The sequence below is a fragment of the Corallococcus sicarius genome (assembly GCF_003611735.1).
In the GTDB taxonomy this organism is placed as follows: domain Bacteria; phylum Myxococcota; class Myxococcia; order Myxococcales; family Myxococcaceae; genus Corallococcus; species Corallococcus sicarius.
The window spans coordinates 50,332-76,272 of the sequence record NZ_RAWG01000004.1 but is presented as its reverse complement, the minus strand read 5'-3'; the positions used below and the strand labels follow the sequence as shown (position 1 = coordinate 76,272).

Genomic DNA, 25,941 nt, shown 5'->3' with positions numbered 1-25,941 from the left:
CCCCCGGAGCGCCCGTTTCGCTTTTCAGCGCCTGCTTCGGTGCCTACTTCTTCTTGGGCGCCGCGTTGTAGCTCTTCTTCGGGCACGCGCCCTGGTCCGCGGCCAGACGCTGCTGGGCGGCCGTCAGGTCCTTCTGGGTGTTGGCGAGGGCCTCCTGGCTGGCGGTCTCCACCGGGGCCCAGCTCTCCTCCTTGGTCTTCAGCTCCTGCACCAGGGCGAGCGTCGTCTGGTCCACCGTCTCCTGCGTCTTGAGCGCCGTCACCCACGCGGTGGCGGACTCCACCAGGGCGGAGCACTTGGCGGACAGCTCGTCGAAGAGCTTGTAGTCCTTCGTCTTCGAGTACTTCTGCACGACGGCGTCATACGTCTCCGCCGCGTTGGTGCGCGCGCCGAAGGAGATGGCGGACGCGGCGGCGGCCTGGGTGCGCGCCAGCTCCAGCTGGAAGAAGCGCAGCTCCGGCGGCAGGCTGGCGGCGGTCTCCACCGGGGCCTGGGAGTTGAAGAAGACGAAGCGGAAGGGGAACTTCAGCTCCGCGGTCGTCTTCGCGGGCAGCGCCGCGACCTTCGTCTTCAGACACGCGGCGAGCTGGTCGCCCTCGGTGCTGCCGGAGGGCTTGAACGTCACCTCGGACGGGGTCGGCTGGCCCTTCATGATGTGGATGTCGGAGGCCAGCACCGGCGGCGTCGTCGCCTTGAAGCCGGTGAAGCACTCGCACCAGCTCTTCTCCGCCAGGCGCACCGCGCCGGAGAAGTCCGAGCCCTCGTTGATGCCCATCGTGACGGAGGGGTTGTTGGCGGTGGCGTGGTCGTACGCGTACGTCGCCTCCACCGGCTTGGCGTCCGCCGCCAGCGGCGCGGGCTTCACGTGCGTGTCCAGCACCTGCTGGATGCACTGCGTGCCGGCCGGGGTGAGGTTCTCCCCGGTGATGGCGTGCGTGCCGCCCTGGGCGTTGACGGTGGTCTTCACCGTCACCTTGGTGCTGGCCGCGGGGCCGCGGTTGCCCGGGTCCACCAGGCACTCGAGCACGTTCGGACGCACGCTCAAGAGCGCGCCCACGATGACGCCCTCGTTGGCGGGGGACGGCAGGGTCTGCTCGCGCGGGAAGCAGGCCGCGAGGTCGAAGGGAGGCTGGTTGGTGATGCGCAGCCGCTCTTCCTTCGTCAGCTGCTTCTGACCTTCGGCGGGGGCGTCACCGGTCTTCTGCGAACCGGCACAGGCGGCGGTGAAGAGGACGGAGGCAACGGCGAGACGTCTCAGCATGGTGAGGGGTTCTCCCGGTCGGGTGGTGGGGGACTGCGGGTGGGCACTCACTTCTCCAGGCCCTCGGCATTCTTGAGGTCCTTGAGACGAAGCCCGTTCTTCTTCAACAAGCGATAGAGGCTCTGCATCGACAGCCCGGTGCGCTGCTCCGCGGCCTTCATGTCGAAGGCCACCTCGCGCATGATCTCCGCGAAGTACAGGCGCTCGAAGTCCGCGAGCACCCGGTCCTTCGCCTCGTGGTACGGCATGCCGCTCACGATGGCGGCCACGTTGGTGGTGGGCTCGGCCCCTTCCGCGCGCTTGGGCGTGTGCGCCAGGAAGTCCAGCCAGCTCGTGTTGCCCGTCTCCTGCATCAGGGCGCCGCGCTCCAGCACGTTGCGCAGCTCGCGCACGTTGCCCGGCCAGTCGTAGCCCTCGAAGAGCGCGAGCGTCTGCGGCGTCAGCTCCAGCGCCGCCTTCATGCCCCGCGACAGGGCCTGCGCCAGCGTGGGGATGTCGTCGCGCCGGGTGCGCAGGGGCGGCAGCCGCACGCGCGCCACCGCGAGCCGGAAGTAGAGGTCCGCGCGGAAGCGACCCTGGCGCACGTCCTCCTCCAGGTTGCGGTGCGTGGAGGCGATGACGCGCACGTCCACCGCCACCGGCTGGCCGTCCAGCGACGGCACCTCGCGCGTCTCCAGCACACGCAAGAGCTTGCCCTGCACGGACATGGGCAGCTCGCCCACTTCATCCAGGAAGAGGGTGCCACCCCGGGCCGCCTCGAAGATGCCGCGCGCGCCCTTGTCCTCGTTCTCCCCGGCGCGCAGGCCGCCGAACAGCTCGCGCTCCGCCTTCTCCTCGGAGATGAGGTTGCAGTCCACGACCTTGAAGGCGCCGTGGCGCCGCAGCGAGTGCTGGTGCACCGCGCGGGCGGCCAGCTCCTTGCCGGTGCCCGTCTCACCCTCGACGAGCAGGTTCATGTCCTCGCGCGCGATGCGGCGCAATTCCGTGAAGACCCAGCGCATCTTCTCCGAGCTGCCCACGAGCTGCCCGAAGGACTCCGTGCCGGTGACCTCCACCTCCGTCGCGCGCGTGGCGACCCGCACCGCGAGCTTCGTCTTGCCCAGCTCCACCTTGTCACCGCTGGTGACGAAGGCCTGGAGCACGCGGCGGCCGTCGAGGAACGTGCCGTTGCGGCTGCCGGTGTCGCGCAGGAGCAGGCCATGGGCCAGCCGCTCCACCTCCAGGTGGCGGCGGCTCACCGTCGGGTCGCTCAGCACGAGGTCGCCCGCGGCATCCGAGCCCACGCGCACCAGCGAGTCCTGGGTGGTGACCTTCTTGCCCTTGTCAGGGCCTCCGACCACTTCCACCGTCCACTCATGGAGGGGGACCCGGGTGGCCTGTCCTTCGCGCTCCGCATGGACGGTTTCCGTGACATCCGGCCTGTCAATCATGGTCCCTGACCCCTCATCTCAACGGGTCGCGGGGGGCAAAAGCACCCCTCCCCGCCCTGGTCCCGCCTGTTTAGGGGGGACTGGACACAGGGGGCAAGTGGAAGAAGTGGGCTCGGAATCGTCCGTTGAAGATGAAGACAAATGGGGGCCGCCGTGGCGGCCACGCCCCCTGCCTCCGCCCGTGTCCTCGCGCGTCAGTACTTCGCGGGCGAATCGCTCGCGGGGAAGGACTCCTTGGACTGCTCATCCACGGCGTCGTCGTCCGGGTTGCCGCCGGAGCGCACGCTGGCGTTCGTGGGGCCCTTCACCTCGCGGGTGGGGACCTCCTGCCGCGACGACGCGCCCCTGCCCCTGCCCTTCGACGAAGCCGGGGCGCTGGCGGCGCGGCCGGTGCCGGCCTGGGCGTTCACCATGCGCGCGCCCAGCAGGTTCTTGGCGCGCTCGGCCAGGTTGCGCTGCTCGTCCTGCCAGTCGCGGAAGAGCTGCGCCAGCTCCTGGTCGCCCGCAGCCTCCGCGTCGCGCAGGTACGTCTCACTCACCGACGCACCCTTGAGCAGGTGGTAGAGCGTGCTGATGAGGTCGTGGTGTTCGTCCCGGGTCCCCGTGACTTCCTGTCCGCCCGCCATGGTGTTTCCTCCCGTGAAGGGGTGAATGCCGTTGGCGGGAAGTTATGCACGCCGGCAGGCGACGGCGTCCGGACCCGGGGCCCGGCCGCCTGGCTGCCCTAGGCGCTCAGCATCGGATCCAGGCGCTTCTCCTTGTCCAGCTGCGCCAGGTCGGAATAGCCGCCCACGTGCGTGTCGCCGATGAAGATCTGCGGCACGGTGCGCTGGCCGCCGCTCATCTCCACCAGCTTCGCGCGGGCCTCGTCATCACCGGTGACGTCCACCTCGGTGTAGTCCACGCCCTTGCGCTTGAGCAGGTCCTTCGCGCGCACGCAAAAACCACAATAGGTCGTCGTGTAGATCTTCACGGGCTTCACGGAATCCTCCTTCGTCGCGGTGGGGGAATGACTTTCAGTCCAGATGCCAAAACCAAGGGCCGGTTGCGCGGCTTGCCACGGGGCCGCCTGACTGCTGGCCTGCGGACCCCTTGAAACACAACGGCCCCCGGAACCCCGAAGGGCGCCGGAGGCCGTCAGTCCCATCCCCGAAAACGAAGGGGAGGGGAGGGCGACTACATGCCCATGCCGCCCATACCGCCCATGCCACCCATGCCGCCCATGCCACCACCGCCGCCGCCGCCCTTGTCGTCGTCCGCCTTCGGACGCTCGGCGACCATGGCCTCCGTGGTCAGCATCAGCGAGGCGACCGACGCCGCGTTCTGCAGCGCGGTGCGGCTCACCTTGGCCGGGTCGATGACGCCCGCGGCCAGCAGGTCCTCGTAGACGCCGGTGGCGGCGTTGAAGCCGTACGCGCCGGTGCCCTCCTTGACCTTGTTCACCACCACGCTGCCCTCCAGGCCGCCGTTGCCGACGATCTGACGCAGGGGCTCCTCGACGGAGCGGCGGATGATGTCCACGCCGGACTTCTCACCCTCCAGCAGCTTCAGGCCGTCCAGCGCCTTGAGGCAGCGGATGTAGGCGACGCCGCCGCCGGGCACCACGCCCTCCTCGACGGCCGCGCGGGTCGCGTTGAGCGCGTCCTCCACGCGGGCCTTCTTCTCCTTCATCTCCGTCTCGGTCGCCGCGCCGACGTTGATGACGGCCACGCCGCCCACGAGCTTCGCGAGCCGCTCCTGCAGCTTCTCACGGTCGTAGTCGCTGCTGGTGTCTTCCACGGCCACGCGGATCTGCTTCACGCGCGCTTCGATCTCCGTCTGGGCGCCCGCGCCGTCGACGATGGTCGTGTTGTCCTTGTCGATGGTGATGCGCTTCGCGCGGCCCAGGTCCTGGAGCGTCAGCGTGTCCAGCTTGATGCCCAGGTCCTCGGCGATCATCCGGCCGCCGGTGAGGACGGCGATGTCCTCCAGCATGGCCTTGCGGCGGTCGCCGAAGCCCGGCGCCTTCACCGCGGCCACGTTCAGCACGCCGCGGATCTTGTTCACCACCAGGGTGGCCAGGGCCTCGCCCTCGACCTCCTCCGCGATGATGAGCAGCGGCTTACCGGCGCGCGCCACCTGCTCCAGGATGGGGAGCAGGTCCTTCATCGACGAGATCTTCTTCTCGTGGATGAGGATGAGCGGGTCCTGCAGGACGACTTCCATGCGCTCCGGATCCGTCACGAAGTACGGGGACAGGTAGCCGCGGTCGAACTGCATGCCCTCGACGACGTCCAGGGTGGTGTCCAGGCCCTTGGCCTCTTCCACCGTGATGACGCCCTCCTTGCCGACCTTCTCCATCGCGTCCGCGATGATCTGGCCGATGGTGACGTCACCGTTGGCGGAGATGGTGCCAACCTGGGCGATTTCCTTGTTGCCCTTGGTCGGCTTCGCCAGGACCTTCAGCTCGGCGGTGATCGCCGTGACGGCCTTGTCGATGCCGCGCTTGATGTCCATCGGGTTGTGGCCCGCGGCGACCAGCTTCGCGCCCTCGCGGAAGATGGCCTGCGCCAGCACGGTGGCCGTGGTGGTGCCGTCACCGGCGACGTCCGACGTCTTGGAGGCGACCTCCTTGACCATCTGGGCGCCCATGTTCTCGAACTTGTTCTCCAGTTCGATTTCCTTCGCCACCGTCACGCCGTCCTTCGTGATGGTGGGGGAGCCGAAGCTCTTCTCGATGACGACGTTGCGGCCCTTGGGCCCCAGGGTCACCTTGACGGCGTCAGCGAGGATGTTCACGCCGCGCAGGATGGCGTCACGCGCGCGCACTTCGAAAATGATGTCTTTGGCCATGGTTTGAAGCCTCTAGAAGTTAGGAGTGGAGAAGGGGTGCGGCGGGCTTCACTTCTCGATGATGCCCAGCACGTCCTCTTCGCGGAGGATCAGGTGATCCTCGCCGTCCAGCTTGATCTCCGTGCCCGCGTACTTGCTGAAGAGGATGGTGTCGCCGGCCTTGATGTCCATGGCGCGCACCTTGCCGTCCTCCAGCACCTTGCCGTTGCCGACGGCGACGACCTTGCCCTCGAGGGGCTTCTCCTTGGCCGTGTCGGGGATGAAGAGGCCGCCCTTGGTCTTGTTCTCCTCGGCGACGCGCTTGATGATGAGCCGATCCTGCAGGGGACGAATCTTCATGGCTTGCTCCTGTGAACCACGGCCTGGCCGGCCGGATTGCGGTCCGGGCCGGGATGCCGTTGGGGGTTGAAAAAGGGCCGGTGGGCCTGTGGCGTTGGCACTCGCACCTCGTGAGTGCTAACGCCAGCTCGCGGCGGATAATAACCAGGGACTTCACCTCGTCAAGCGACGTCGGTCCACAGGGCCGTGTGCCGCTAAACACCCGTCATGCCTGTGTTTTTCAGGAAGTTATTCCCCTGCCCACGCCTGCCCGGTAGGGCAGCATTGCTGTCACCCCGTTGGCACTCGCCCTCCCCGAGTGCCAACGTAAGTCCCTGATAAGACTCGGGTGCGCTTTGCTGGCGCCCTCCGACATGACTAGGCTTGAGGGAAGTGTCCCCCTGGAAGTCACGGGCGACTTCCAGGCACCTTCGGGAGGTGTGGTCGATGAGCGGACTGGTGACGTCCTCTTCTTCGCTGAAGGAGTTCTTCCGGGAGCTGTTGCTGGAAGTCACGACCCGGCAGCGGGTGGCGTTGGGCGAGTCCACCGAGTTCTACCTGGTGAACCTGCTCGCGGACTTCGCGGCCTCGGACAAGCTGTTCAGCCGCGACGCCGAAGGCCGGCGGGAGCACGAGCCGCTGGCGGAGCTGTACCACCGGGCGCTGCAGCAGGAGCGTGACGAGCGCATCCGCACGCTGCGGCGGCTGGGAGACGTGTCGCTCTACAAGGTGGGCTTCTTCTCCGGCGCGCTGCAGCAGGGCATGGTGGGCCCGGACTACTACATCCAGATGGGCGGCGCGGCCTATGGCCAGGTCGCGGAGCTGGTGCCCCCCAGCGGCTTCACCGGCGTGTACCGGGAGCTGTGCGACAAGTTCCGCGCGCTGGTGGAGGTGCTGGAGGAGATCAGCGCCCGGGGGCTGGTGAGCTCGGGGCCCGCTGGCGCGCTGCACGTCTACGAGTCCTGGGTGCGCACCGGCAGCGACAAGCTGGAGCGCGTGCTGGTGGACGCCGGGTGGGTGCCGCGCAAGGGGCCGCTTGCCAACTGACGCCGTGGACTTCCCCGACGCCGCCGACTCGCCTCTCGTCGGACGCCTCCAGGCCCACCTGGAGGCCATCTACGGCTTCCGGTGCGAGGCCCGCGCGGAGGCCTTCGTGGTGGACGCGGAGACCGCCGCGCTCCTGGGCGGCACCGGCCGCGCGCCCGAGGAGTTGCTGGTGCTGGAGGCCCGGGGTGGCCTGGAGCTGGCGCTCTACCTGGCCCCGGCGCTGCTGGCCCGACTGGAGCGCTACGACGCGGGCCCCGTGAACTCCGTGCTGGAGGGCGACCTGGACGGCTACTGCCAGGTGACCGAGGGCGTCAGCCACTTCCTCTACGTCGCGCACACGGCGCACTACGAGCGCACGGTGTCGCTGCTGGAATTGGAGGCCCAGGCGGAGGTGGACAAGTTCCTCGTCTGCCTGCTGCACCGCTGGGGCGAGGGCGTCCTGGCCTGGGCGCGGGAGCTGCTGGCGCGCCTCTTCGACAGGGTGGCGTACCAGCCCCGGCTGTCCCGGGAGGAGCGCTGGCGCTACGAGGAGGCCAACCGGGTGTCCCGGCGCTTCTGCGAGAGGCTGATGGGGCACGTGGCGGAGCGGCGGTTGGACCGGCTGCTCGGCGACGTGCGTTATGCCTACCGGTTGGGGGCGGAGGCCAAGCTGCGTCACTTCGCGCACGGCGGTTGATGGCCCGGCCGCCGCCCGCTTCGGGTAGGGTGGGGCCATGCCGCGCGAGGCATCCTCAGGAGGCATCGTCATCCGGGCCAGTGCCGGCACCTGGGAGGTGGCGGTCATCCGTCCGCACGGCCGTCACCTGTGGGCGCTGCCCAAGGGGCACGTGGACCCGGGCGAGACGCCGGAGCAGACGGCGCGGCGCGAGGTGCGGGAGGAGACGGGGCTCTCCGTGGCGCTGCTCGCGCCGCTGGGGGAGATCCGCTACGTCTACCAGTTCCGGGGGCAGCGCATCTTCAAGCGCGTCCACTTCTTCCTCTTCCGCTACGAGGCGGGAGAGCTGGGGCCGCTGCCGGGGCCGCGCGTGGAGGTGGACGAGGTGCGCTGGCTGCCCCTGGAGGGGCTGATTCCGGCGCTGGGCTACAAGGGCGAGAAGGCCGTCGCTGGCCGGGCGTTGCGCTGGATGCGCGCCCAGGGCATGGCGTCCGGAGTCCCTTCCTCGCCCGAGGCCCCTCCCGCGACGGGGGAGGGTGCCAGGGGGAAGCAGGAGGGCTGAAGCCTACTTCTTGGCTTCCTCGGCGGTGTACTTGCCGGAGAGCGCCTCGCGCACGTCGCGGTCGAACTTCACGCGCTGGGTGGCGACCTCGCGGAGCGCGAGCACGGGCGGCTTGTTCTTGGAGGTCTCCAGGATGGGCCGGGCGCCGGCCATCAGCTGGCGCGCGCGCTTGGCGCCCAGCAGCACGAGCGCGAACCGGTTGTCCACGTAGGGGAGGCAGTCTTCAACGGTAACGCGGGCCATGGAACATCCTTCTTGGCTCTGGGAGCCGGTGGAAGCCTCCCAACCTAAAGAGCACGTCCGGTTGAGTCAAGAAAGGATGGGCGGCCGAGGGAGCCGCCCACTGGATGACCGCCAGCCGACGCTCCCGGGCCCCCGCTGTTCGCTGGCGCACGGCGATTTCCGGGGCTCTGGAATTCGGGAGCGCGGGGGCCTCAACGGATCACCCGGGGTGCGTTTTCCGATGGAGGCATGGGCCCCCAGGGTGGGGTCCGTCGCCCCGCGCTCCGGGATTCCCAAGGGCGCGCATCGAGAGAGGAGTTCCCGCATGAGCGAGGTCAGGTCGCGCGGCGTCGGCCATCCCCGGTGCGTCCCGGGCGCAAGGCCGGCCCCGTCGTGGAAGGTGGCGCCGTGAACGGGCCGGTGCTCGTCACCGGGCCCACCGGCAACGTGGGCCGGGCGGTGGTCCGCTCCCTGCTGTCGGAAGGGGTCCCCGTGCGCGCGGCGGTGAAGTCGCCCGAGCGCACCGTGGCGCTGCTCAAGGAGATGGACGGCGAGGTGATGCCGGTGCCCCTGGATTTCCTGCGCCCGGAGACCTTCCGGCCCGCGCTGGAGGGCGTGCGCGGCGTCTTCCTCCTGCGGCCTCCGGCCATCGCCCACATGCAGGGCACGCTCAACGCCTTCGTGGACGCGGCCGTCACGCAGGGCGTGAAGCAGGTGGTGTTCCTCTCCGTGGACGGCGCGGAGAAGCGCACGTGGATCCCCCACCATGCGGTGGAGGAGCACCTGAAGCGCTCGTCGCTGGGCTGGACGCTGCTGCGGCCGACCTTCTTCGCGCAGAACCTGGGGGACGCCTACCGCGAGGACATCCGCCAGGACCACCGCCTCTTCCTCCCCGCGGCCCAGGGCCGGGTGGCCTTCGTGGACGTGCGCGACGTGGGGGACCTGGTGACGCGGGCGATGCTGGACACGTCCCTGCGAAACCGCGCGTTCACCCTCACCGGGCCGGAGTCGGTGACGTTCGACGAGGTGGCGGTGATGTTGTCGGAGGTGCTCGGCCGGCCCATCCGCTACGAGCCCGCGTCGGTGGCGGGCTACGTGCGCCACCTGCACGGACGGCGGATGCCCTGGGGCCAGGTGGGCGTCCAGACGCTGCTGCACGTGGGGCTGCGCTTCGGTCAGGCGGAGCAGGTGGACCCCACGCTCGCGAACCTCCTGGGCCGCCCCACGCGCACGGTGCGCCAGTACATCGAGGACCACGCGCCCCTGTGGCGGTGAGGCGCGTCAGGTGTACCAGAGCGCCCAGAGGATGAGGACGCCCTGGAGCGGCAGCCGCAACCAGAGCAGGGCCCGGGGAATCTTCGGGAACCGCTCCGGGTGCTGGGCCATGTAGAGGTTCGCGGGGAACACCGCCACGAACAGCGCGACCAGCCCCCAGGCCGCGAGCGGCGTCGTCCGCGGCACCAGCAGCAGCACGCCCAGCAGCACCTCCGCCATGCCGCTTAGCAGCACCAGCTCCCGGGGACGGGGCAGGTACGGCGGCATGATGTGCATGTACACGCGCGGCTTGAGGAAGTGGTTCACCCCCGCGGCGACCATGAACAGCGCGAGCACGAACTGCAGGATGAGCTTCACGGACATGGCGGGCGGGGCTCCTGGCGGCATCGAAGCGCGGCCAGGGGCCCTGGGTCCACGCCTACTTTGCGACGAACGCCTCACCGACGATGGCGCGGGCTTCCTGCACGATGGAGTCCAGGTGCCCAGCGTCGCGGAAGCTCTCCGCGTAGATCTTGTAGACGTCCTCGGTGCCGGAGGGGCGCGCGGCGAACCAGCCGTTCTCCGCCACGACCTTGAGGCCGCCCAGCTCCGCGTTGTTGCCCGGCGCGCGCGTGAGGCGCTGGAGGATGGGCTCGCCCGCGAGCGACGTGGCCTTCACCGCCTCCGGTGACAGCTTCTTGAGCACGGCCTTCTGCTCGGACGTGGCCGGCTGATCAATGCGCGTGTACAGCGGCGCGCCGAACTTCGCCGCCAGCTCCTGGTAGTGCTCGCCGGGGTCCTTGCCGGTGCGCGCGAGGATTTCCGCCGCGAGCAGGTCCAGGATGATGCCGTCCTTGTCGGTGGTCCACACGGTGCCGTCACGGCGCAGGAAGGACGCGCCCGCGCTCTCCTCGCCGCCGAAGCCCAGCGAGCCGTCCAGCAGCCCGTCCACGAACCACTTGAAGCCCACCGGCACTTCCACCACTCGGCGGCCCAGGTCCTTGGCCACGCGGTCGATGAGGCTGCTGCTCACCAGCGTCTTGCCCACCGCCGCGTCCGCCTTCCAGTCCGGGCGGTTGCGGAACAGGTAGCCGATGGAGACGGCCAGGTAGTGGTTGGGGTTCATCAGCCCCTGGCTGCGGGTGACGATGCCGTGGCGGTCGGAGTCCGTGTCGTTGCCGAAGGCGAGCGCGTACTTGTCCTTGAGGCCCACCAGGTTCGCCATCGCATACGGCGACGAGCAGTCCATGCGGATCTTCCCGTCGTGGTCCGCGGGCATGAAGCCGAACGTGGGGTCCACCTTGCGGTTCACCACGGAGATCGACAGCTTGTAGCGATCCGAGATGGGGTCCCAGTAGTCCAGGTTGGAGCCGCCCAGCGGATCCGCGCCCAGCTTCAGCTTCGCGTCCCGGATGACGTCCACGTCCACCACGTTCGCCAGGTCCGTCACGTACGGGGTGATGAAGTCGTACGCCTTCACCGTGCCGCTGGCGCGCGCCTTCTCGTAGGTGATGCGCTGGACGTCCTTGTTGCCGGCGGCCATCAGCTCGTTGGCGCGGCGCTCGACAATCGACGTGACGTTCGTGTCCGCGGGGCCGCCGTTGGGCGGGTTGTACTTGATGCCGCCGTCCTCGGGCGGGTTGTGGGACGGGGTGATGACGATGCCGTCCGCGAGCCCGCGCGAGCGGCCCCGGTTGTAGGTGAGGATGGCGTGGGAGATGACGGGCGTGGGCGTGGCGCTGTCGGTGAAGCGCACCTCGACACCGTGGGCGGCCAGCACTTCCAGCGTGGTGCGCTGGGCGGGCTCGGAGAGGGCGTGCGTGTCCATGCCCAGGAAGAGCGGGCCGTCATAGCCCTGCTGCTTGCGGTACTCGCACAGGGCCTGCGCCACCGCGAGGATGTGCGGCTCGTTGAAGCTGCGGCGCGCGGCCGAACCCCGGTGACCGGAGGTGCCGAAGGCGACGCGTTGCTCGGCCACGGAAGCGTCCGGGATGTCGGAGTAATACCTGGCGCGCAGCTTCTCGGGGTTGATCAACAGGTCGCGCGAAAGGGGCTTGCCAGCGGAAGGATGGGCCATGACGGCGGCACCCTAGTCTCGCGCGCGGGCGGAAGGGGAGCCGAAGTCACGGTCCTGTCCATCCCCGCACCCGGGCCCCGCGCGCTCCGTCCAGTAGCGGGCGGGAGCGCGGACCGGAGGGGCGGGTGAGCGTGTCTGGAAGCCGTCAGCGCGCCACGGCGACAGACGACGCGGGGGCGGAGGGCGGCATGGCCTCCGGCGCGGGGGGCTCGTCCTCCACGGGCCGGGCGGCGTGCTCCGGCAGGAACGTGAGCAGCACCAGCGCGGGGATGGCCGCCGCGGCGGTGAAGGCGAAGAAGGTGGGCCAGCCCAACCACGTGGCCAGGTAGCCGGACACGGAGCCGATGAGCCGGTTGGCGATGGTGCCCATCGTGGACAGGAGCGCGTACTGCGTGGCGCTGAAGCTCTTGTGGCACAGCGACATCAGGAAGGCCGCGAATGCCATCACGCCCAGGCCCGTGCACACGTTGTCCAGGGCGATGGCGGTCGCGAGCATCAGGTCGTTCTTGCCGACGAGCGACAGGGCCAGGAAGCCCAGGTTGGTGAGCCCCTGCGCGGCGCCGAAGATGAACAGCGCGCGGCGCATGCTGAGCTTCACCATCAGCACGCCGCCCAGCAGGCCGCCGCCAATGGTGGCCAGCATGCCCAGCGTCTTGCTGAGCGCGCCAATCTCCGTGTTGGAGAACCCGAGCTCGATGTAGAAGGGCGTCACCATGCTGGCGGCGATGGCGTCCCCCAGCTTGTAGAGCACCAGGAACGCGAGCACCCCCAGCGCGTACTCCCGGCGGAAGTAGTCCACGAAGGGCTTCACCACCGCGTCCAGCAGGTTGCGCGGGGGTTTCACGCTCTGGGGCTCCGGGGCGAGCAGCGTGGCCACCACCCCCACGCCCATGAGCAGGCCCATCACGTAGTACGTCTGCGACCAGCCGAGCAGGTCGGAGAGGACGAACGCCAGCCCGCCCGCGACGAGCATGCCCACCCGGTAGCCGGTGACGTACATCGAATTGCCCAGCCCGCGCTCCTCCATCGGGAGGATGTCCGTGCGCCATGCGTCCGCGACGATGTCCTGGCTGGCGGACAGGAACGTCACCACCACCGCGATGCACGCCATGGCGATGGGCGCGTCCTTCGGGTTGACGAGCCCCATCGCGGAGATGGCGCCCATCAGCAGCACCTGCGTCAGCAGCATCCAGCCGCGACGGCGGCCCAGGAAGGGAAGCGTGTAGCGGTCCATCAGCGGCGCCCACAGCACCTTGAAGGTGTAGGGCAGCGCCACGAGGCTGAAGATGCCGATGGTCTTGAGGTTCACCCCCTCGTTCTTCATCCACGCGGACAGCGTGACGCCGGTCAGCCACAGGGGGAGGCCGGACGCGAAGCCGACGGCCATCAGGAGCCAGATGCGCCGGCTCTTCAAGACGGTGAGAAGCGAGGGATTGGACATGGAGGGCGCGGACAAGCGGCCCCCAGCATAGAGAATCCGCCCCGCGCGTCACCTCCTGACGGGCAAAGAATGTCCGCCCGGCTGCTGTCCGGGCACCAGCCCGGGCGGCCCGTCGCTACGGCTCCAGCGCGGACACGTCCGGGCAGGTGGAGGCGTCGCCCTCGGTGGGGTTGAGGAAGTCCCAGTTGCGGCGCATGAAGGTGATCCGCGTCCGGGAGTCCCAGCACTCGGTGTACTTCGCGCCCTTCGCGTCGCCCTCCAGGATGTTGAGCACCAGCACGCCCCGGCCGTCCGGCGTCCAGCGCGCCAGGATGTCCAGCGTCTCCAGGAGCCCGCCGGGAATCAGGTCCTCGCCGGGCAGGCGGAACGCCATCTCTCCCAGCCCCTCCGGCACCTGCCGCGACGCATAGCGCGTCAGGGGCAGCGTGGCCCCCGCGCCCGTGAAGAGCAGCTCCACGCGCGTGGGCAGCGCCCGGGTCTGGTAGCCGATGTCCAGCCGGTCCAGGCTGGTCGCGGCGCCCGTGTCGAAGCCGCGTGCGCGGGCCAGCTTCAGGTCCAGCGCGAGCGTGCCTTCTCCCTTGCGGATGCCTCCGTCCGCCTTGAAGGTGCCGGGCAGGTAGGTCCACCACGCGTCCTCGCCCGCGCCCTTCGGACGGTACTGGAGGAGGTAGGTGAACTCGGCGCCCTCGCGCTCCATCACGAAGCGCACTTCGTTGCCCGGGTGGTCGTCGGCGGGGAAGGGGCCCCAGATGCGCCGGTCGGTTTCGCGCGTGGTGGGCGGCGCGTTGCGGAACAGCTCCAGGAGGGACAGCAGGCCGTCCACGCTGGCGTTGAACCGCGTGCCCGCCGTGTAGGCCTGCAGGGCCAGCTCCGACGTGCCGCCCAGCACCTGGAGGCCGACCTGCTGGGAGCGCAGCCCCTGGCCGGAGCGGGCCGCGGAGTCCGGCAGCTTCGCGGCCAGGTCCTCGCGCTGGGGCAGGGCGTACTGGAACTCCAGGTCGTCGTTGGAGAAGTCGCCGCCGCACGCGACGGCGAGGAGGCAGAGCAGGGCGGGGGCCGGGTTTCGCATCACGTGCTCTCTCATGGCGCGTAGGTGAGGAGCGCGGCCAGTTCCCAGTAGCCCAGGGAACGCTGCGCATCGACGGTGTATTGGAGGTACTGCAGCCGGCCGCGCGTGGTGAGGTGGAGGCTGCGCGTGAGCTGCCACCGCGCGCCGGCCACCACGCCCGGGGACACCATGGCGAAGCGCTGATCCGGGAACGCGGCGTCGTCGAACTGGCGGCCCAGGATGAGGTACGCCAGCCGCGCGCCCACGAACGGCGAGACGCGGCCCAGGGGCCACTCGGTGGTGAGGCTGGTGCCCAGGTTCACCACGGAGTACCGGTACGTTGGCCCCGCGAGCGTGGGCAGCGCGAGGACGCCCTGCGTTCCACCCACGGCCGCGTCGAAGCCCCAGACCCAGTCGCGGCGGAAGTAGTCGTGCAGCTCGGCCTCCGCGCCGAACAGGGGCACGGAGAGGAAGAGGGACCGGCGCGTGGCCGCGTCGAAGAAGGACTGGTAGCCGCCCGTGAGGCCGAAGGCCCACCACGAGTCCCGGCCCCGGGCCGCGCCCTTCACGGGGTCGTCGGAGAAGGGGGCGTCCTTGAGGCGTGGCTCCTCCAGCACTGTGGTCCGGCCGCGAGAAATCTCGACCTCACCGATGCGCAGCCGGTCGCTCAGCCGGCGCTTCACACGGTACGTGCCGGGGGCCAGGGCCACGCGCCGCTCCGTGTCCGCGGCCTTGTCCAGCTCCGCGACGACGAGACCGCCCGGATCCACGAAGTAGTAGGAGCCCGCGGGGGCACTGCCGGGGACCACGAGTCCCTCGGCGCTCGCGCGAAGGTCGGTGAGGACCAGGTCACCGTTGCCCGCGAGGTCGTAGCTGAACGTGGGGTGTTGCGGGCCCGCGCTGCTGTCGGCGGTGTCCGCTACGGTGCGCGCGTAGGCATGTGAGTACGCCTCGAAGAGCGTCACGCGTCCATCGCCGCTGCGGTCCGCGTCGCCCAGCAGGCCGCTCGTCAGGTGGTGGGAGAAGTAGCTGCCGCCCAGCGCGTCGGACTCCTGCGAGTCCTCGTCGGCGGCGCTGGAGGTGAGGATGACGACGCCCCGGGCATCGCGCGCCGCGCCGGATTCCACGTCGAAGGCGGGGGCCTTGCGGGCGCCCTTGGTCCGCGTGAGCGCGCCGGAACGGCACGAGTCCAGGATGGCGATGCGGATGTCCACGGGCGCGTCCGCCAGACGGCGCTTGAGCGCGTCGAAGGGCAGCCGCGAGTCACCCAGCCGCAGCGCTCCGTCCTTCGCGTGGCCGGAGTAGTAGACGAACAGCGCCGTGCGCTCGCCGCGAGCCTGGGCCGCGCGTGCCCGCTGCTCCAGGTCCGACAGCGCGGAGAGGAAGTCCTTCGCGTCGTCGTCGAGGAGGAGCTTCGTGTCGGAAGGAGCCACGCCCCCCAGCCGCGTGAGCAGGTCGTGCATCTTGCGCGCGTCGTCGCGCGCGTAGCTCAAGGGGCGTGTGTCGCCGCCACCCGTGTCGTTGCCGGCGATGAGCGCGAAGCGGTGCAGCGTGTCCGCGTGCGCCGCGGTGGACAGCAACGCGAAGGCGAGCGTGAGTCCGGGCAACGACGCACGAAACCTGGACGCGAATGCCCGCACGCAAGCCAACGCAGGGAACTCCGTGGCAGGTGCGGGCGCATGGCCTGACGCAGGATGTCTCGCGGCGAGTGCCCGCACCGGAACCGGAACAATCCCCGACACGCGTGCGGTCCACTCCGTGCCTGGAACGCGAGGGCTCATGGCTTCAGCAGGATCCACTGCGTCTGCTCGCCCGCGACATCCAGCGGCGCCATGCGCGTGACGTCCCGTCCCGCGGCGGTGAAGGACTTCCGCGCCGCGTCGCTCAGAGCCTCCATCGACACCGGCGTATCCGTCAGCACCAGCACCACGCGCTCAGCACCCGCGCCGGTGAACTCCACGCTCTCCGGCAACCAGTGCGGCCCCGCGCCCGGCTCCACCGCGAGGCTGTCCCCCAACTCCGGATACAGCGGCGTCACTTCGCCCTGCGCATCCACCGACAGCGCCGCCACGTAGCGGTGCGTCTCCGGCGTGTAGCCCAGTCGCACGCGCTCACCGGGCCGCAAGGCCTCCGGCGCGTCCACGCTCGCCACGCGCTGCGGCTCCGCGCCTCCGCCAATGCGGAGCTCCGCGCCCGCGCCCCCCTTGATCCGATTGCCCGTCACCGGGGGCCGCACCGTCCCGGCGTCGTCGCGCTCCAGCAGCGGGCGCACCAGCACCAGCACGAACACCGACGCCGCCACCGCCATCAGCGGCCGCACCCACGGCGCACGCGTCACCGGCTCTTTGGAAATCCGCCCCTGTCGCTCCAGGGCCCGCGCCACGCCGGCCTCGAAGCGCTCGAAGGGCACCTCCGCCTCGAACGCGGCCTGCGTCGCGGAGAAGGACCGGAGCTGCGCACCGCACGCCTCGCACGCCTCGGCATGCTCCCGGACGCGGGCCGCTTCCAGCGCGGGCAGCTCGCCGACGTGCAGGCGGCGCAATGTCCAGGTCGACTCGTGCGCGCTCATCGGACGTTCAGCTCCTCTCCACCCAGCTCCGCGAAGGCTTCCAGCCGCTTGCGCACCGTGGGCACCGAACGCCCCAGCACCGCGGCCACCTCTTCCAGCGTCATCCCGTCCACGTGGTAGTGGATGGCCGCCGCCTGTGTCTCCGCGTCCACCCGGGCCAGCAGCTTGCGCACCAGGTCCCGCGTCTCCATCGCCTCCGCCCCACCGTGGCCCTCCGAACGGGCCGCCTCGTCCCGGGCGAACCACCGCCGCCAGGCCGCCCCTTCCGAGCGCAGCTGGTTGAGGCAGTGGTGCGTGGCGATCTTCATCAACCACGTGAGCGGAGACGCCTCCGCGCGGAACGAATCCCCGTGCACGAGCGCTCGGGCGAAGACGTCCTGCATCGCGTCCTCGGCCCGGCTCGCGTCCTTCAACAGGTAGCGGCAACGCTCCCGCACGCTGCCGCCGTACTTCACATACAGGTCGCGCAGGACCGCCCGCCGGTCCTCGGGGGTTCGAGGAGGCACCACCTTCAGGGCCAGCGGGGTCGGTCCGGTCACGCGCGGCTCAAGCCTACCGCGAGGAGGCTCACAGCGACGAGTACACCGCCGCGTTGAAGCCGCCGCAGGCCGCCTCCGCCTCGCCGTAGCCCAGGCGCGGGTCCAGGCTGACGCGGAAGTACGTGCTCAAGAAGTTCGTGTCCCAGCACTCGCTCAGCGTGGCCTCACCCACCAGGTCGCCCCCGGCCACCTTGATGTCCGAGCGGCCCACGCCCGTCGCCGCCCAGCGGCTCTTGATGCTCAGCTTCTCCAACTTCGCCCGCAGCGGGTCGTTGTTGTCGATGTCCTTGTTCGTCACGAAGTCGAACTCGCCGCCCGCCGTCGCGGTCGCCTTGTAGTGGTACTTGCCGTCCACGCGCTGCTGCGGGTTCTTGTCGTCACGCACCTGGTGGAAGTCCGCGTCCACCGTGGCGTCCGCCGTGGCGCTGGGGCGCGCGTAGCGGATCTCCACCGTGCCCACGTTCTCATCGCCATCCGGCAGGCTGTGCGACGCATCCCAGTCGATGAACAGCTCGCCGGAGCCGAAGCCCTTCTGGCGCTCGCCCTCCGCGTCCACCGCCACCGTCTGCGTGCCGGACAACACCGCCTTGAAGGCGCTGTCCGCGTCCGCCTTCGCCTTGCCCTCCAGCACCCACGAGAACGACGCGTCCCCCGACTTCGTCACCGTCAGCCGCCACGTCGTGGGGCTCAGCGCCTCCGTGCTCGGCCCCCACACCGCCTTGTTCTCCTCCAGCGTCGTGGGCGGATACTTGGTGATCGACTCGATGAGGCTCAGCACCCAGAGCGTGCCGCCGTTCACCGACACCGTGGCCGCCACCGTCGCCTGGTAGTACTCGGCCTTCTGGCCCTGGCCGTACATCGCGGACGGGTCGCTCGCCGTGAGCCCCTGACCGTTCTCCTTGGGCGCCTTCACCTGCATCATCTCCTTGGAGGGCAGGCCGTCCCGGAAGGTGTCCGCGTCGTTCGTCTGGGCATTGTCGCAACCGGCGAACAGCAGGGAAGCGGCACACAGCAGGCTCTTGCGCAGCATGGTCGGTGTCCTTTGAGGGCCCGTCGCGCGGGCCCTGCGGCAGTGAATTCGCTCCTATGGACACCGGCCGACCTGAAAACAGAAAAAGGGCTCGCTTGAGGAAAAAAGTTCCAATGAATCCAAATGCTTGGAGCCTGGCTGCTTGCCCTCCGGCCGCCCACGCCCGCCTGCCAGACGGCCGAAATGGAGCATCCCTACCTTTGCCCCATGGAAAAACGACACCCGAACCATCCCGGGGACATGGGTACGGACGCCGCGCTCGCCGAGCGGGAGCGTGCGCCGGACGAAATCAACGCCCGCGCCAGAGCCGTCGGTCTGCTCCATGACGCCGGGGTGCCATTCGTGGTGGGCGGGGCCTATGCCTACGCCACCTATACGGGCATCTACCGCGACACCAAGGACCTGGACCTGTTCCCGCGCAAGGCGGATGCCGTCCGCGCGCTGGAGGTCCTGGAGAAGGATGGGTGGCGCACCGAACACCACGACGAGGTGTGGATCTACAAGGCCTACAAGGGCGACTACTTCGTCGACTTCATCTTCTCGTCCGGCAACGGCGTGGCGACGGTGGACGACGAGTGGTTCACGAACGCCAAGAAGGCCAACATCTTCGGCTACGAGTGTCTCATCGCGCCCGCCGAGGAGATGATCTGGTCCAAGGCCTTCGTCACCGAGCGCGAGCGCTATGACGGCGCGGACATCAACCACCTCATCCTCAAGGCGGGGCGGGAGATGGACTGGGATCGCATCCTCCGGCGGTTCGACCGCTACTGGGAGGTGCTGCTCAGCCACCTGATGATGTTCCGCTTCGCCTATCCCAGCGAGCGCGACATCGTGCCCAACTACGTGATGACGGAGCTGATGAGCCGCACGCTGCAGACGGTGCGTGACGGCAGCTGGGATGCGCGCCTGTGCCGCGGCAACCTGGTGTCCAAGGTGAACTACCACGTGGACATCCATCACTGGGGGTTTGGGGACGGCAGGGCGTGGGACGAACAAGAACGACCCGAGGGGGACGCGCGTGGCCCGAGATCCGAGCTCGAAAATACGGCTGGCAGCGGTCGGTGACCTCCACTGCCGTGACGACCAGCACGGCCGCTTCCGTCAGTTCGTCAAACAGGTGAACGCCTCGGCGGATCTGCTGCTGCTGTGCGGCGACCTGACGGATCGCGGCATGGTCGAAGAGGGCAAGGTGCTGGCGGAGGAGCTGTCAGCGCTGCGCGTCCCGTGCGCCGCGGTGCTGGGCAATCACGACTACGAGCACGGGCAGGTGAAGGACATCTGCTCGGAGCTGTCCAAGGTCGGCGTCCACATCCTCGACGGAGACCACTACATCTTCGAGAAGGTGCTGGGCGTGGCGGGCGTGAAGGGCTTCGGAGGAGGCTTCGGCAACGCGACGTTGCAGGCCTTCGGCGAGGGCGAGACGAAGTCCTTCGTGCAGGAGGCCGTGAAGGAGTCGCTCAAGCTGGAAGCGGCGCTCAGCCACCTGGACACGGAGAAGAAGGTCGTGATCATGCACTACGCCCCCATCCCGGAGACGCTGGACGGGGAGAACATCGAGATCCGCCCCTTCCTCGGCACGAGCCGCCTGTCGATGCCCATCGACCACTACGGCGCGGCCTGCGTCTTCCACGGGCACGCGCACCACGGTGCCCGCGAGGGGAAGACCAAGAGCGGCATCCCCGTGTTCAACGTGGCGATGCCGCTGCTCACCAAGTTCACGCCCGAGCAGCGCTTCGCCTTGATGGAGGTCTGACGCTGCCTCAGGGCGTGGGAGCCCCGCCGTCCGGCCCCCCGGGCGGCGCGTCCTTCAGGTCCGCGGCGCTCGTGGGCAGGTCCGCCACGGCGCTCGCGGAGACCTCCAGCAGGTCCGGTCCGGAGCCGCGCGCGTAGAGCCGCTCCTCCTGCTCCGGCACCGCGTGGCCCAGCCACAGCCGCGCCAGCTCCTTCCCGTCCGCGTCGCGCAGCACCACGCTCCGGGAGGACTCGCTGATGCCGTAGCGCTCCCACCGCTTCACGTTCGCCTCGCCGAACGCGGCGGCCTTCAGCGCGTCGAGCGTGCCCAGGAGCTTCACCACGCGGAAGTGCCGGGCGCGTCCACCGTCGGGGCCCTCCACCTGCCATGCGTCGGAGCCACCGTCCGCGGCAGACCCGCGCGTCACCACCACGGGCGCGGCCTTGCCTCCAGGATGGAACTCCAGCCGCCGCACGGCGTCGCGCGGGAACGCCAGCACGCGCCGGTCCTTCAGCTCCGGCACCCCGACGTCCAGTGTCGTCAGCGCGCGCGCGTCCACCTCCGCCAGCGTGGAGCGATTTCCCTGCTCACGCAGCGCATGGACCGCGGTCGCCCCCTCGCGCGTCACCTGGGACAGCCGCACGCGGATGGGCTCGCCCGAGGAGGGAACGAAGCGCGCATCCACCACGGGCGTTTCCAGGCCGAGCGCCTTTCGCTGGGCAGGGGAGTCCTCCGGGAACGACAGGGCCTGCTGTCCCGCGAACGCGGTGAGCAGGTCCGCCACGCGGCTGGCGTTCGCACGCGTCGGCTCCGGCTTCACCAGCCGCCACGTCTTGCCGTCCACGTCGCGCGTCAGTTGGTACGCGTGTGCCTTCGCCGTCACCTCGATGGACTGGAGCGACGCGGCGTCCAGCGGCCCCAGGAACTCCTTGGCGCGCAGCTCGAAGGGGCCCTTGTCGAGCGCCCACCGCACGGCGCCCTCGGCCGCGTAGACGGTCGCATCCCCCTCACGGCGCACGTACACGGAGCCGTCGAAGGAGTTCTCCTCGCCCCCCGCCAGCGTGACGGTGCGCTGCCGGGATGGATCCTCCGCGCCGCCGCCGCTTGCGTCCGGCACATAGGCCCGCGCCGTCACGGTGAAGCGGGGCGACGTGAGGCCGTACTTCTTCAGGTCCGCGTCCGACGGCGAGGCGTTCACCGTCGCCTTGAACTTCGCCGTGGTGAGCTGCTGCACCAGGGCCTCCACCGCGTACGGATCCGCCTTCGCCTCCACGGGGGCGGTGAGCCGCCAGCCCTCGGGCGTCCGCTCCAGCTCCGTGGTGGCGCCCCGGGCCTTCACCGTCAGGTGCGTGAAGACAGGGGCCGCCTGGGGCGCGGATCCACGAGCCGGCTCCGCGGCCTCCGTCGCGAAGAGCTTCGGAGGGGCGGGCTTCTCCGCTTCACGTGAACACGCCCAGGGACCCAGCACCGCGAGCCCCAGCACCACGACTCCAGCAGTCCTCACCGGTCCCTCCGCGACAGCCAGACAGCGAGCCCCACGCCCAGCAACGCCAGGGGAAACAGGTCGGTGGCGACGAAGCGCAGCAACTGGAGCTGCCCTCGGCCCAGCTCCAGCGAGGACGTCTCCCGGTTCGGGGGGCGCAGGGTGATCTTCTCCACCTGATGGGACGCCCAGCCCAGGGCATTCATCACCAGGTTGCGGTTGGCCTCATGGCCCCAGTTCGGATCCAGCAGCAGCTCCGAGTCCCCCATCACCACCAGCCGCGCCTCGTCGAAGCGCTTGGAGTCCGCCCCGCGCGTGTCCCGGGACGCGGCGGCCACGAGCGTGAGCTGCCCCATCTTCTCGCCATCGGACGGGGTGGTGTCCTCCTGGGGCCGCGTCTCCACCCACGCATAGGGCGACGTCAGCAGCACGGGCTCCACCTTCACGCCGGGCAGGAAGCCCTCGCGGAACAGCGTGAGGCTGCGCACGGTGGGGAGCTGCACGTTGAACGCGCGCTCCTGCAAGGGGCGGGTGATGACGTGCTTGCCGAAGAAGTTCGACACGAGGACGAACGGGTTGCCCGCGTTGAACTGCGAGTCCGCCGCCACGCCGTCGTCCACCTGCACGCCGTAGTCCGCGAGCAGCAGGCCCAGCCCGTCCGTCGTGCCCACGTCGGTGAAGTACAGGAGCCGGCCGCCCTCGCCCAGGTAGGTGCGCAGGACCGCCATTTCCGGAGCCGTGTAGTCCTCCTTCGCCCCCGCGATGATCAGCAGCCCCGCGTCGCGAGGCACCTCCTTGAGGCCCAGGAGGTTGAGGGGCTCGGGGCGGTAGCCCTCGCGCAGCAGTTGCCTGCGCAGCTCCGACAGCCCGTCGCCCGGACCCTGGGGACCGTTCGGCGTCTCCAGCGGCCACTCGCCGTGCCCCTCAAGGACGTACACCTTCTGCGTGCCCGCCGCCTCCAACTGGAGGAGGGCGTTGGTCAGCTCCTGTTCGTAGGGGAGGGGCAGGGTGGTGTGGGGCGCATCCTCGCCCTCGCCGCGCGAGACGACGACCAGCGTCTGGCCGTCCTTGAGCTGATACCTCGCGGCCAGGCCGGGCTCGTGGTGCGGATCCGCGAACGCGTAGTTGAACCTCTGGGGCGCCGCCTCGTGGAAGCGCCGGAACAGCTCCTCCAACTCGCCATAGGACGGGTGCGTGGGGGGGATGAGCGCCAGCGCGCGAGCTGGCTCCTTCAGGCCCGCGAGCGTCTCGCGCGTCTGCGGCGCGAGCGAGAAGATGCGCTCCCGCGTCAGGTCGATGCGCCGGTTGTTCTTGAACGCGAGGACGTTGAGGCCCACCAGCACGCCCAGCGCCAACAGCGTGATGAGCACGGTGGACGCGACGAACCGCCCCGTGCGGCGTGAGCCTGAGCGCCCCAGCTCCCGACGGTGCGAGACGACGTAGTCCCCGAGCATCACGGCGCCCAGCACCGCCTTGCCCACGGCGAGCGGCACGCTGCCGGACGAGAGGAACAGCGTGAAGGGACTGGACAGCAGGAGCAGCAGGCCGAAGGCGCCCTGCAGCCGGGTGATGTGGTTCGCTCTCATGGTCACACGTAGCGCTGCGCTTCCACGGCGCGGTGGGTGAGCAGCAGCGAGAACAGGATGACGGACGCGAAGAACACCAGCGCCTGCACCTCCAGGACGCCCTGGATCATCCCCTGCAACTGGGTGTCGAAGGACAGGTAGCTCAGGAAGGAGCGCAGCGGCTCTTCCGTGGACTGGGCCACGCCGCGCAGGAGCATCCACGGCAGCAGCACGGTGAAGGTGAGGAAGGCCGCCAGCATCTGGCTCTCCGTCAGCGCGGAGATGAACAGGCCCACCGCCATGCAGGTGGCGCCCCACAGGAGCACCGCCCCGTAGCCCAGCAGCACCGTGGGCCACTCCAGCGCGGGCCCGGACTCGCTCGAACCCACCACCGACAAGAGCAGCGGGAACACCAGCGTCAGCCCCAGCGTGACGAAGATGAGGCCCAGGCCTCCCAGGTACTTGCCCAGCACGATGTCCACCGGCCGCACCGGCGTCGTCAGCAGGAGCGCGAGCGTCTTCTGGCGCTTCTCCTCCGCGAACAACCGCATGGACAGGAAGGGCGCGATGAAGAGCGTGATGATCAGCACCACGCCCCACAGCTGCACCACCACGCCGTCGGTGAGGTTGCGGTAGACGACCGAGTCCGCCGGCAGCTTGCTCCAGCCGTGCTCCCGCGCCAGCGACTGCACCTGCTGGAACTGCTCCAGCAGGCTGACGAAGAAGAACGACGAGAGCGCCGCCATCGCCGTGAACACGACGTAGGCCCACGGGGTGGTGAAGGCGACGGCCAGTTCCTTGCGGGCGATGGCCAGGGCGGTGCGCATGCGGGGGGGAATCCTCGAAGGGGAAGGGGAGGCGCTCAGGCGGCGGTCAGCTTGATGAAGACTTCTTCCAGCGAGGCGTGCTCGGCCTGGCCGTGGGACTGCGCGAGCGTGGCGATGGCCTCATGGGCCACCACGCGGCCCTGGTGGAGGATGAGCACCGTCTCGCACGTCACGGCGACCTCCGAGAGGATGTGCGTGGACAGGAGCACGGTGTGCTTGCCCGCCAGGCCGCGGATCAACGCGCGCAGCTCCGCGCGCTGCGTGGGATCCAACCCCTCCGTGGGCTCGTCGAGGATGAGCACCGGCGGCGAGCCCAAGAGCGCCTGCGCGATGCCCACGCGTTGCTGGAAGCCCTTGGACAGGTTCTGGATGACACGGCCCATCACGTCACCCACGCCGGTGAGCCCCGCCACCCGCTCCACCTCCGCCTTCACGGCGTGGCCGGGCACCTGCTTGAGCGCGGCCACGAACGTCAGGTAGCCGTGCACCGTCAGCTCCGGGTACAGCGGCGGCGTCTCCGGCAGGTACCCGATGCGCCGTTTGACCTCCATCGGGTGCGTGGACACGTCGAAGCCGGCCACCTTCACCTGCCCCCCTGTGGGCGGCAGGAAGCCGGTGAGGATCTTCATCGTGGTGGACTTGCCCGCGCCGTTGGGCCCGAGGAAGCCGAGCAGCTCCCCCTCACCCACGGTGAAGGACAGGTCCTGGATGGCCACGCGATCGCGGTAGCTCCGGGTGAGGTTGCGCACCTCGATGATGGGTTTCTCGGTGATTGGCATGCGCGGGGGCGGACTTTACACTGCCGGGGAAGCGAGGCGCGGATGCCAATCGTGGTTCAGAAGTACGGCGGCTCATCGGTCGCCGACGCGGAGAAGCTCGGCAAGGTCGCCCGTCGCGTGAAGGAGAAGCGGGACTCGGGCTACCAGGTGGTGGTGGTGGTGAGCGCCATGGGCGACACCACGGACGATCTGCTGGCGCTCGCCAAGGGCGTGTCGGCGGACCCGCCCCGGCGGGAGCTGGACATGCTGCTGACGTGCGGCGAGCGCATCTCCATGGCGCTCCTGTCCATGGCGCTCCAGGAGCACGGCGTGCCGGCCATCAGCTTCACCGGCAGCCAGAGCGGCATCATCACCAACGACGCGCACGCGCAGGCCCGCATCGTGGAGGTGCGGCCCTACCGCATCCAGGAGGAGCTGGCGAACGGCAAGGTCGTCATCGTCGCGGGCTACCAGGGCGTCTCCTTCAAGAAGGAGGTGACGACGCTGGGGCGCGGCGGCTCGGACACCACCGCCGTGGCGCTGGCGGCGGCGCTGGAGGCGGAGGCGTGTGAAATCTACTCGGACGTGGACGGCGTCTTCAGCGCGGACCCCCGGGTGGTGCCGGACGCCCGCAAGCTGGAGACCCTGAGCTACGACGAGATGCAGGAGCTGGCGAGCGCCGGCGCCAAGGTGCTCAACGCCCAGGCCGTGGAGTGGGCCAAGGCGCGCGGCATCACCATCCTCGCGCGCACCGCGCACGGGCAGGGCACCGGCACCGCCGTGCAGGAGCTGGCCGTCCCCACCGACAGCCGCGTCAAGGGCGTGACGGCCGACGCGGAGATGGCGGTGCTCGTCGCCGGGGACACCGTGGCCCTGGAGGAACTGCTGGAGTTCCTGGACGCGCGCGCCGTGCGCGGCCGGACGCTCGCGCATGACGGGCTGCCGGGCGCGCCGGGGCGCACCTTCCTCGCGGTGCCGCTCGCGGACGTGCACGGCCCCGAAGCGCTCCAGCGGGAGCTGTCCACGCGCTTCGGCCCGGCGGTGGAGTGGCGGGACGGGTGGGGCACCGTCACCTGCGTGGGCGTGGGCCTCAACGCGGACTGGGTGCCCCTGAGGAAGGCCCTGGCAGCGGCCGAGGGCCTGTCTGCCCGGGTGCATGCCGTGAGCACCTCGCCCCTGCAAGTGACCCTGCTGGTGGACAAGGCCCACCTGAAGCCGCTGACGGCGAGGCTGCACCGGGAACTGCTGGGTAGCTGACACCCGGTGTCCCAGGGATGTTCGCTGATCCAGC

At 69.9% G+C, this 25,941-nt stretch carries 26 protein-coding genes; 7 read left to right on the top strand and 19 right to left on the bottom strand.

Annotated elements, in window-relative coordinates; genetic code table 11:
• Positions 1 to 43: 43 nt before the first annotated feature.
• The 6 genes from D7X12_RS01255 to groES form a co-directional block, all read right to left on the bottom strand.
• Positions 44 to 1,261 (bottom strand): hypothetical protein, encoded by a 1,218-nt coding sequence (locus D7X12_RS01255; RefSeq protein WP_120623428.1) that lies wholly within the window; start codon positions 1,259 to 1,261, stop codon positions 44 to 46.
• A 47-nt stretch (positions 1,262 to 1,308) separates the two neighbouring features.
• On the bottom strand, positions 1,309 to 2,691 hold the full coding sequence (locus D7X12_RS01250; protein ID WP_120623427.1) for an FHA and sigma-54 interaction domain-containing protein: 1,383 nt from the start codon (positions 2,689 to 2,691) through the stop codon (positions 1,309 to 1,311).
• Between the two features lie 194 nt (positions 2,692 to 2,885).
• The gene (locus tag D7X12_RS01245) at positions 2,886 to 3,317 is read right to left on the bottom strand and encodes a hypothetical protein (RefSeq protein WP_120623426.1); all 432 of its coding nucleotides are present in this window, start codon (positions 3,315 to 3,317) and stop codon (positions 2,886 to 2,888) included.
• 98 nt (positions 3,318 to 3,415) lie between these two features.
• Positions 3,416 to 3,673 carry a glutaredoxin 3 gene (gene grxC / locus D7X12_RS01240; protein ID WP_120623425.1) on the bottom strand — a complete coding sequence of 86 codons (258 nt, stop codon included), beginning with the start codon at positions 3,671 to 3,673 and terminating at the stop codon, positions 3,416 to 3,418.
• Between the two features lie 194 nt (positions 3,674 to 3,867).
• Entirely contained in the window at positions 3,868 to 5,523 is a 1,656-nt protein-coding gene (groL, locus tag D7X12_RS01235) for a chaperonin GroEL (protein ID WP_120615431.1), read from the bottom strand.
• Positions 5,524 to 5,571: 48 nt separating this feature from the next.
• Complete coding sequence (gene groES, locus D7X12_RS01230; RefSeq protein ID WP_120600169.1) at positions 5,572 to 5,862, bottom strand: co-chaperone GroES; 291 nt, start codon at positions 5,860 to 5,862, stop codon at positions 5,572 to 5,574.
• Positions 5,863 to 6,288: 426 nt separating this feature from the next.
• Here groES and D7X12_RS01225 point away from each other — a divergent pair, with 426 nt between their 5' ends.
• The 3 genes from D7X12_RS01225 to D7X12_RS01215 are packed head-to-tail and all read left to right on the top strand — an operon-like array spanning position 6,289 to position 8,105.
• Positions 6,289 to 6,888 (top strand): hypothetical protein, encoded by a 600-nt coding sequence (locus D7X12_RS01225; RefSeq protein ID WP_120623424.1) that lies wholly within the window; start codon positions 6,289 to 6,291, stop codon positions 6,886 to 6,888.
• Complete coding sequence (locus D7X12_RS01220) at positions 6,878 to 7,564, top strand: hypothetical protein (protein ID WP_208718765.1); 687 nt, start codon at positions 6,878 to 6,880, stop codon at positions 7,562 to 7,564. Before D7X12_RS01225 ends, D7X12_RS01220 begins: the two co-directional genes overlap by 11 nt.
• A gap of 37 nt (positions 7,565 to 7,601) precedes the next feature.
• Complete coding sequence (locus D7X12_RS01215; protein ID WP_244224272.1) at positions 7,602 to 8,105, top strand: NUDIX hydrolase; 504 nt, start codon at positions 7,602 to 7,604, stop codon at positions 8,103 to 8,105.
• 3 nt (positions 8,106 to 8,108) lie between these two features.
• Here D7X12_RS01215 and rpoZ read toward each other — a convergent pair whose 3' ends face one another.
• Positions 8,109 to 8,348: a DNA-directed RNA polymerase subunit omega gene (gene rpoZ / locus D7X12_RS01210; protein WP_120531319.1), complete on the bottom strand. Its 240-nt coding sequence runs from the start codon at positions 8,346 to 8,348 to the stop codon at positions 8,109 to 8,111.
• Between the two features lie 387 nt (positions 8,349 to 8,735).
• On the opposite strand from rpoZ, the gene D7X12_RS01205 reads away from it, so the two are divergent.
• Positions 8,736 to 9,602: an SDR family oxidoreductase gene (locus D7X12_RS01205; RefSeq protein ID WP_120623442.1), complete on the top strand. Its 867-nt coding sequence runs from the start codon at positions 8,736 to 8,738 to the stop codon at positions 9,600 to 9,602.
• Positions 9,603 to 9,608: 6 nt separating this feature from the next.
• Here the strand turns inward: D7X12_RS01205 and D7X12_RS01200 are convergent, their stop codons facing one another.
• From D7X12_RS01200 to D7X12_RS01165, 8 genes are all read right to left on the bottom strand, one after another.
• A complete protein-coding gene (locus tag D7X12_RS01200) occupies positions 9,609 to 9,965 on the bottom strand; it encodes a DoxX family protein (protein WP_120623422.1) in 357 nt (118 codons plus the stop codon).
• A 55-nt stretch (positions 9,966 to 10,020) separates the two neighbouring features.
• Positions 10,021 to 11,658 (bottom strand): phosphoglucomutase (alpha-D-glucose-1,6-bisphosphate-dependent), encoded by a 1,638-nt coding sequence (gene pgm / locus D7X12_RS01195; protein WP_120623421.1) that lies wholly within the window; start codon positions 11,656 to 11,658, stop codon positions 10,021 to 10,023.
• A gap of 145 nt (positions 11,659 to 11,803) precedes the next feature.
• Positions 11,804 to 13,099, bottom strand: coding sequence for an AmpG family muropeptide MFS transporter (locus D7X12_RS01190; protein ID WP_120623441.1), 1,296 nt, complete (start codon positions 13,097 to 13,099; stop codon positions 11,804 to 11,806).
• A 115-nt stretch (positions 13,100 to 13,214) separates the two neighbouring features.
• Positions 13,215 to 14,168, bottom strand: a complete 954-nt coding sequence (locus tag D7X12_RS01185) for a hypothetical protein (RefSeq protein WP_208718763.1) — start codon at positions 14,166 to 14,168, stop codon at positions 13,215 to 13,217.
• Positions 14,169 to 14,179: 11 nt separating this feature from the next.
• Complete coding sequence (locus D7X12_RS01180) at positions 14,180 to 15,754, bottom strand: caspase family protein (RefSeq protein WP_120623419.1); 1,575 nt, start codon at positions 15,752 to 15,754, stop codon at positions 14,180 to 14,182.
• 170 nt (positions 15,755 to 15,924) lie between these two features.
• On the bottom strand, positions 15,925 to 16,716 hold the full coding sequence (locus D7X12_RS01175; protein WP_120623418.1) for a DUF4384 domain-containing protein: 792 nt from the start codon (positions 16,714 to 16,716) through the stop codon (positions 15,925 to 15,927).
• Positions 16,713 to 17,255, bottom strand: coding sequence for an RNA polymerase sigma factor (locus D7X12_RS01170; protein WP_244224270.1), 543 nt, complete (start codon positions 17,253 to 17,255; stop codon positions 16,713 to 16,715). Before D7X12_RS01170 ends, D7X12_RS01175 begins: the two co-directional genes overlap by 4 nt.
• A 28-nt stretch (positions 17,256 to 17,283) precedes the next feature.
• Complete coding sequence (locus D7X12_RS01165) at positions 17,284 to 18,285, bottom strand: hypothetical protein (protein ID WP_120623417.1); 1,002 nt, start codon at positions 18,283 to 18,285, stop codon at positions 17,284 to 17,286.
• A gap of 240 nt (positions 18,286 to 18,525) precedes the next feature.
• On the opposite strand from D7X12_RS01165, the gene D7X12_RS01160 reads away from it, so the two are divergent.
• Both D7X12_RS01160 and D7X12_RS01155 read left to right on the top strand, forming a co-directional pair.
• Entirely contained in the window at positions 18,526 to 19,350 is an 825-nt protein-coding gene (locus D7X12_RS01160) for a nucleotidyltransferase (protein WP_208718761.1), read from the top strand.
• Complete coding sequence (locus tag D7X12_RS01155) at positions 19,334 to 20,038, top strand: metallophosphoesterase family protein (protein WP_120623439.1); 705 nt, start codon at positions 19,334 to 19,336, stop codon at positions 20,036 to 20,038. Before D7X12_RS01160 ends, D7X12_RS01155 begins: the two co-directional genes overlap by 17 nt.
• 7 nt (positions 20,039 to 20,045) lie before the next feature.
• Here the strand turns inward: D7X12_RS01155 and D7X12_RS01150 are convergent, their stop codons facing one another.
• Genes D7X12_RS01150 through D7X12_RS01135 form a run of 4 tightly spaced genes read right to left on the bottom strand, consistent with a single transcriptional unit; the run spans position 20,046 to position 24,671 of the window.
• Entirely contained in the window at positions 20,046 to 21,521 is a 1,476-nt protein-coding gene (locus D7X12_RS01150; protein WP_120623416.1) for a DUF4340 domain-containing protein, read from the bottom strand.
• Entirely contained in the window at positions 21,518 to 23,086 is a 1,569-nt protein-coding gene (locus D7X12_RS01145; protein ID WP_120623415.1) for a GldG family protein, read from the bottom strand. Before D7X12_RS01145 ends, D7X12_RS01150 begins: the two co-directional genes overlap by 4 nt.
• Positions 23,087 to 23,088: 2 nt before the next feature.
• Positions 23,089 to 23,892, bottom strand: coding sequence for an ABC transporter permease (locus tag D7X12_RS01140; protein WP_120623414.1), 804 nt, complete (start codon positions 23,890 to 23,892; stop codon positions 23,089 to 23,091).
• A 35-nt stretch (positions 23,893 to 23,927) separates the two neighbouring features.
• Positions 23,928 to 24,671, bottom strand: coding sequence for an ABC transporter ATP-binding protein (locus D7X12_RS01135; protein WP_208718759.1), 744 nt, complete (start codon positions 24,669 to 24,671; stop codon positions 23,928 to 23,930).
• A gap of 42 nt (positions 24,672 to 24,713) precedes the next feature.
• Between D7X12_RS01135 and D7X12_RS01130 the strand changes: the two genes are divergently transcribed.
• Positions 24,714 to 25,907: an aspartate kinase gene (locus D7X12_RS01130; RefSeq protein WP_120623413.1), complete on the top strand. Its 1,194-nt coding sequence runs from the start codon at positions 24,714 to 24,716 to the stop codon at positions 25,905 to 25,907.
• Positions 25,908 to 25,941: the final 34 nt, after the last annotated feature.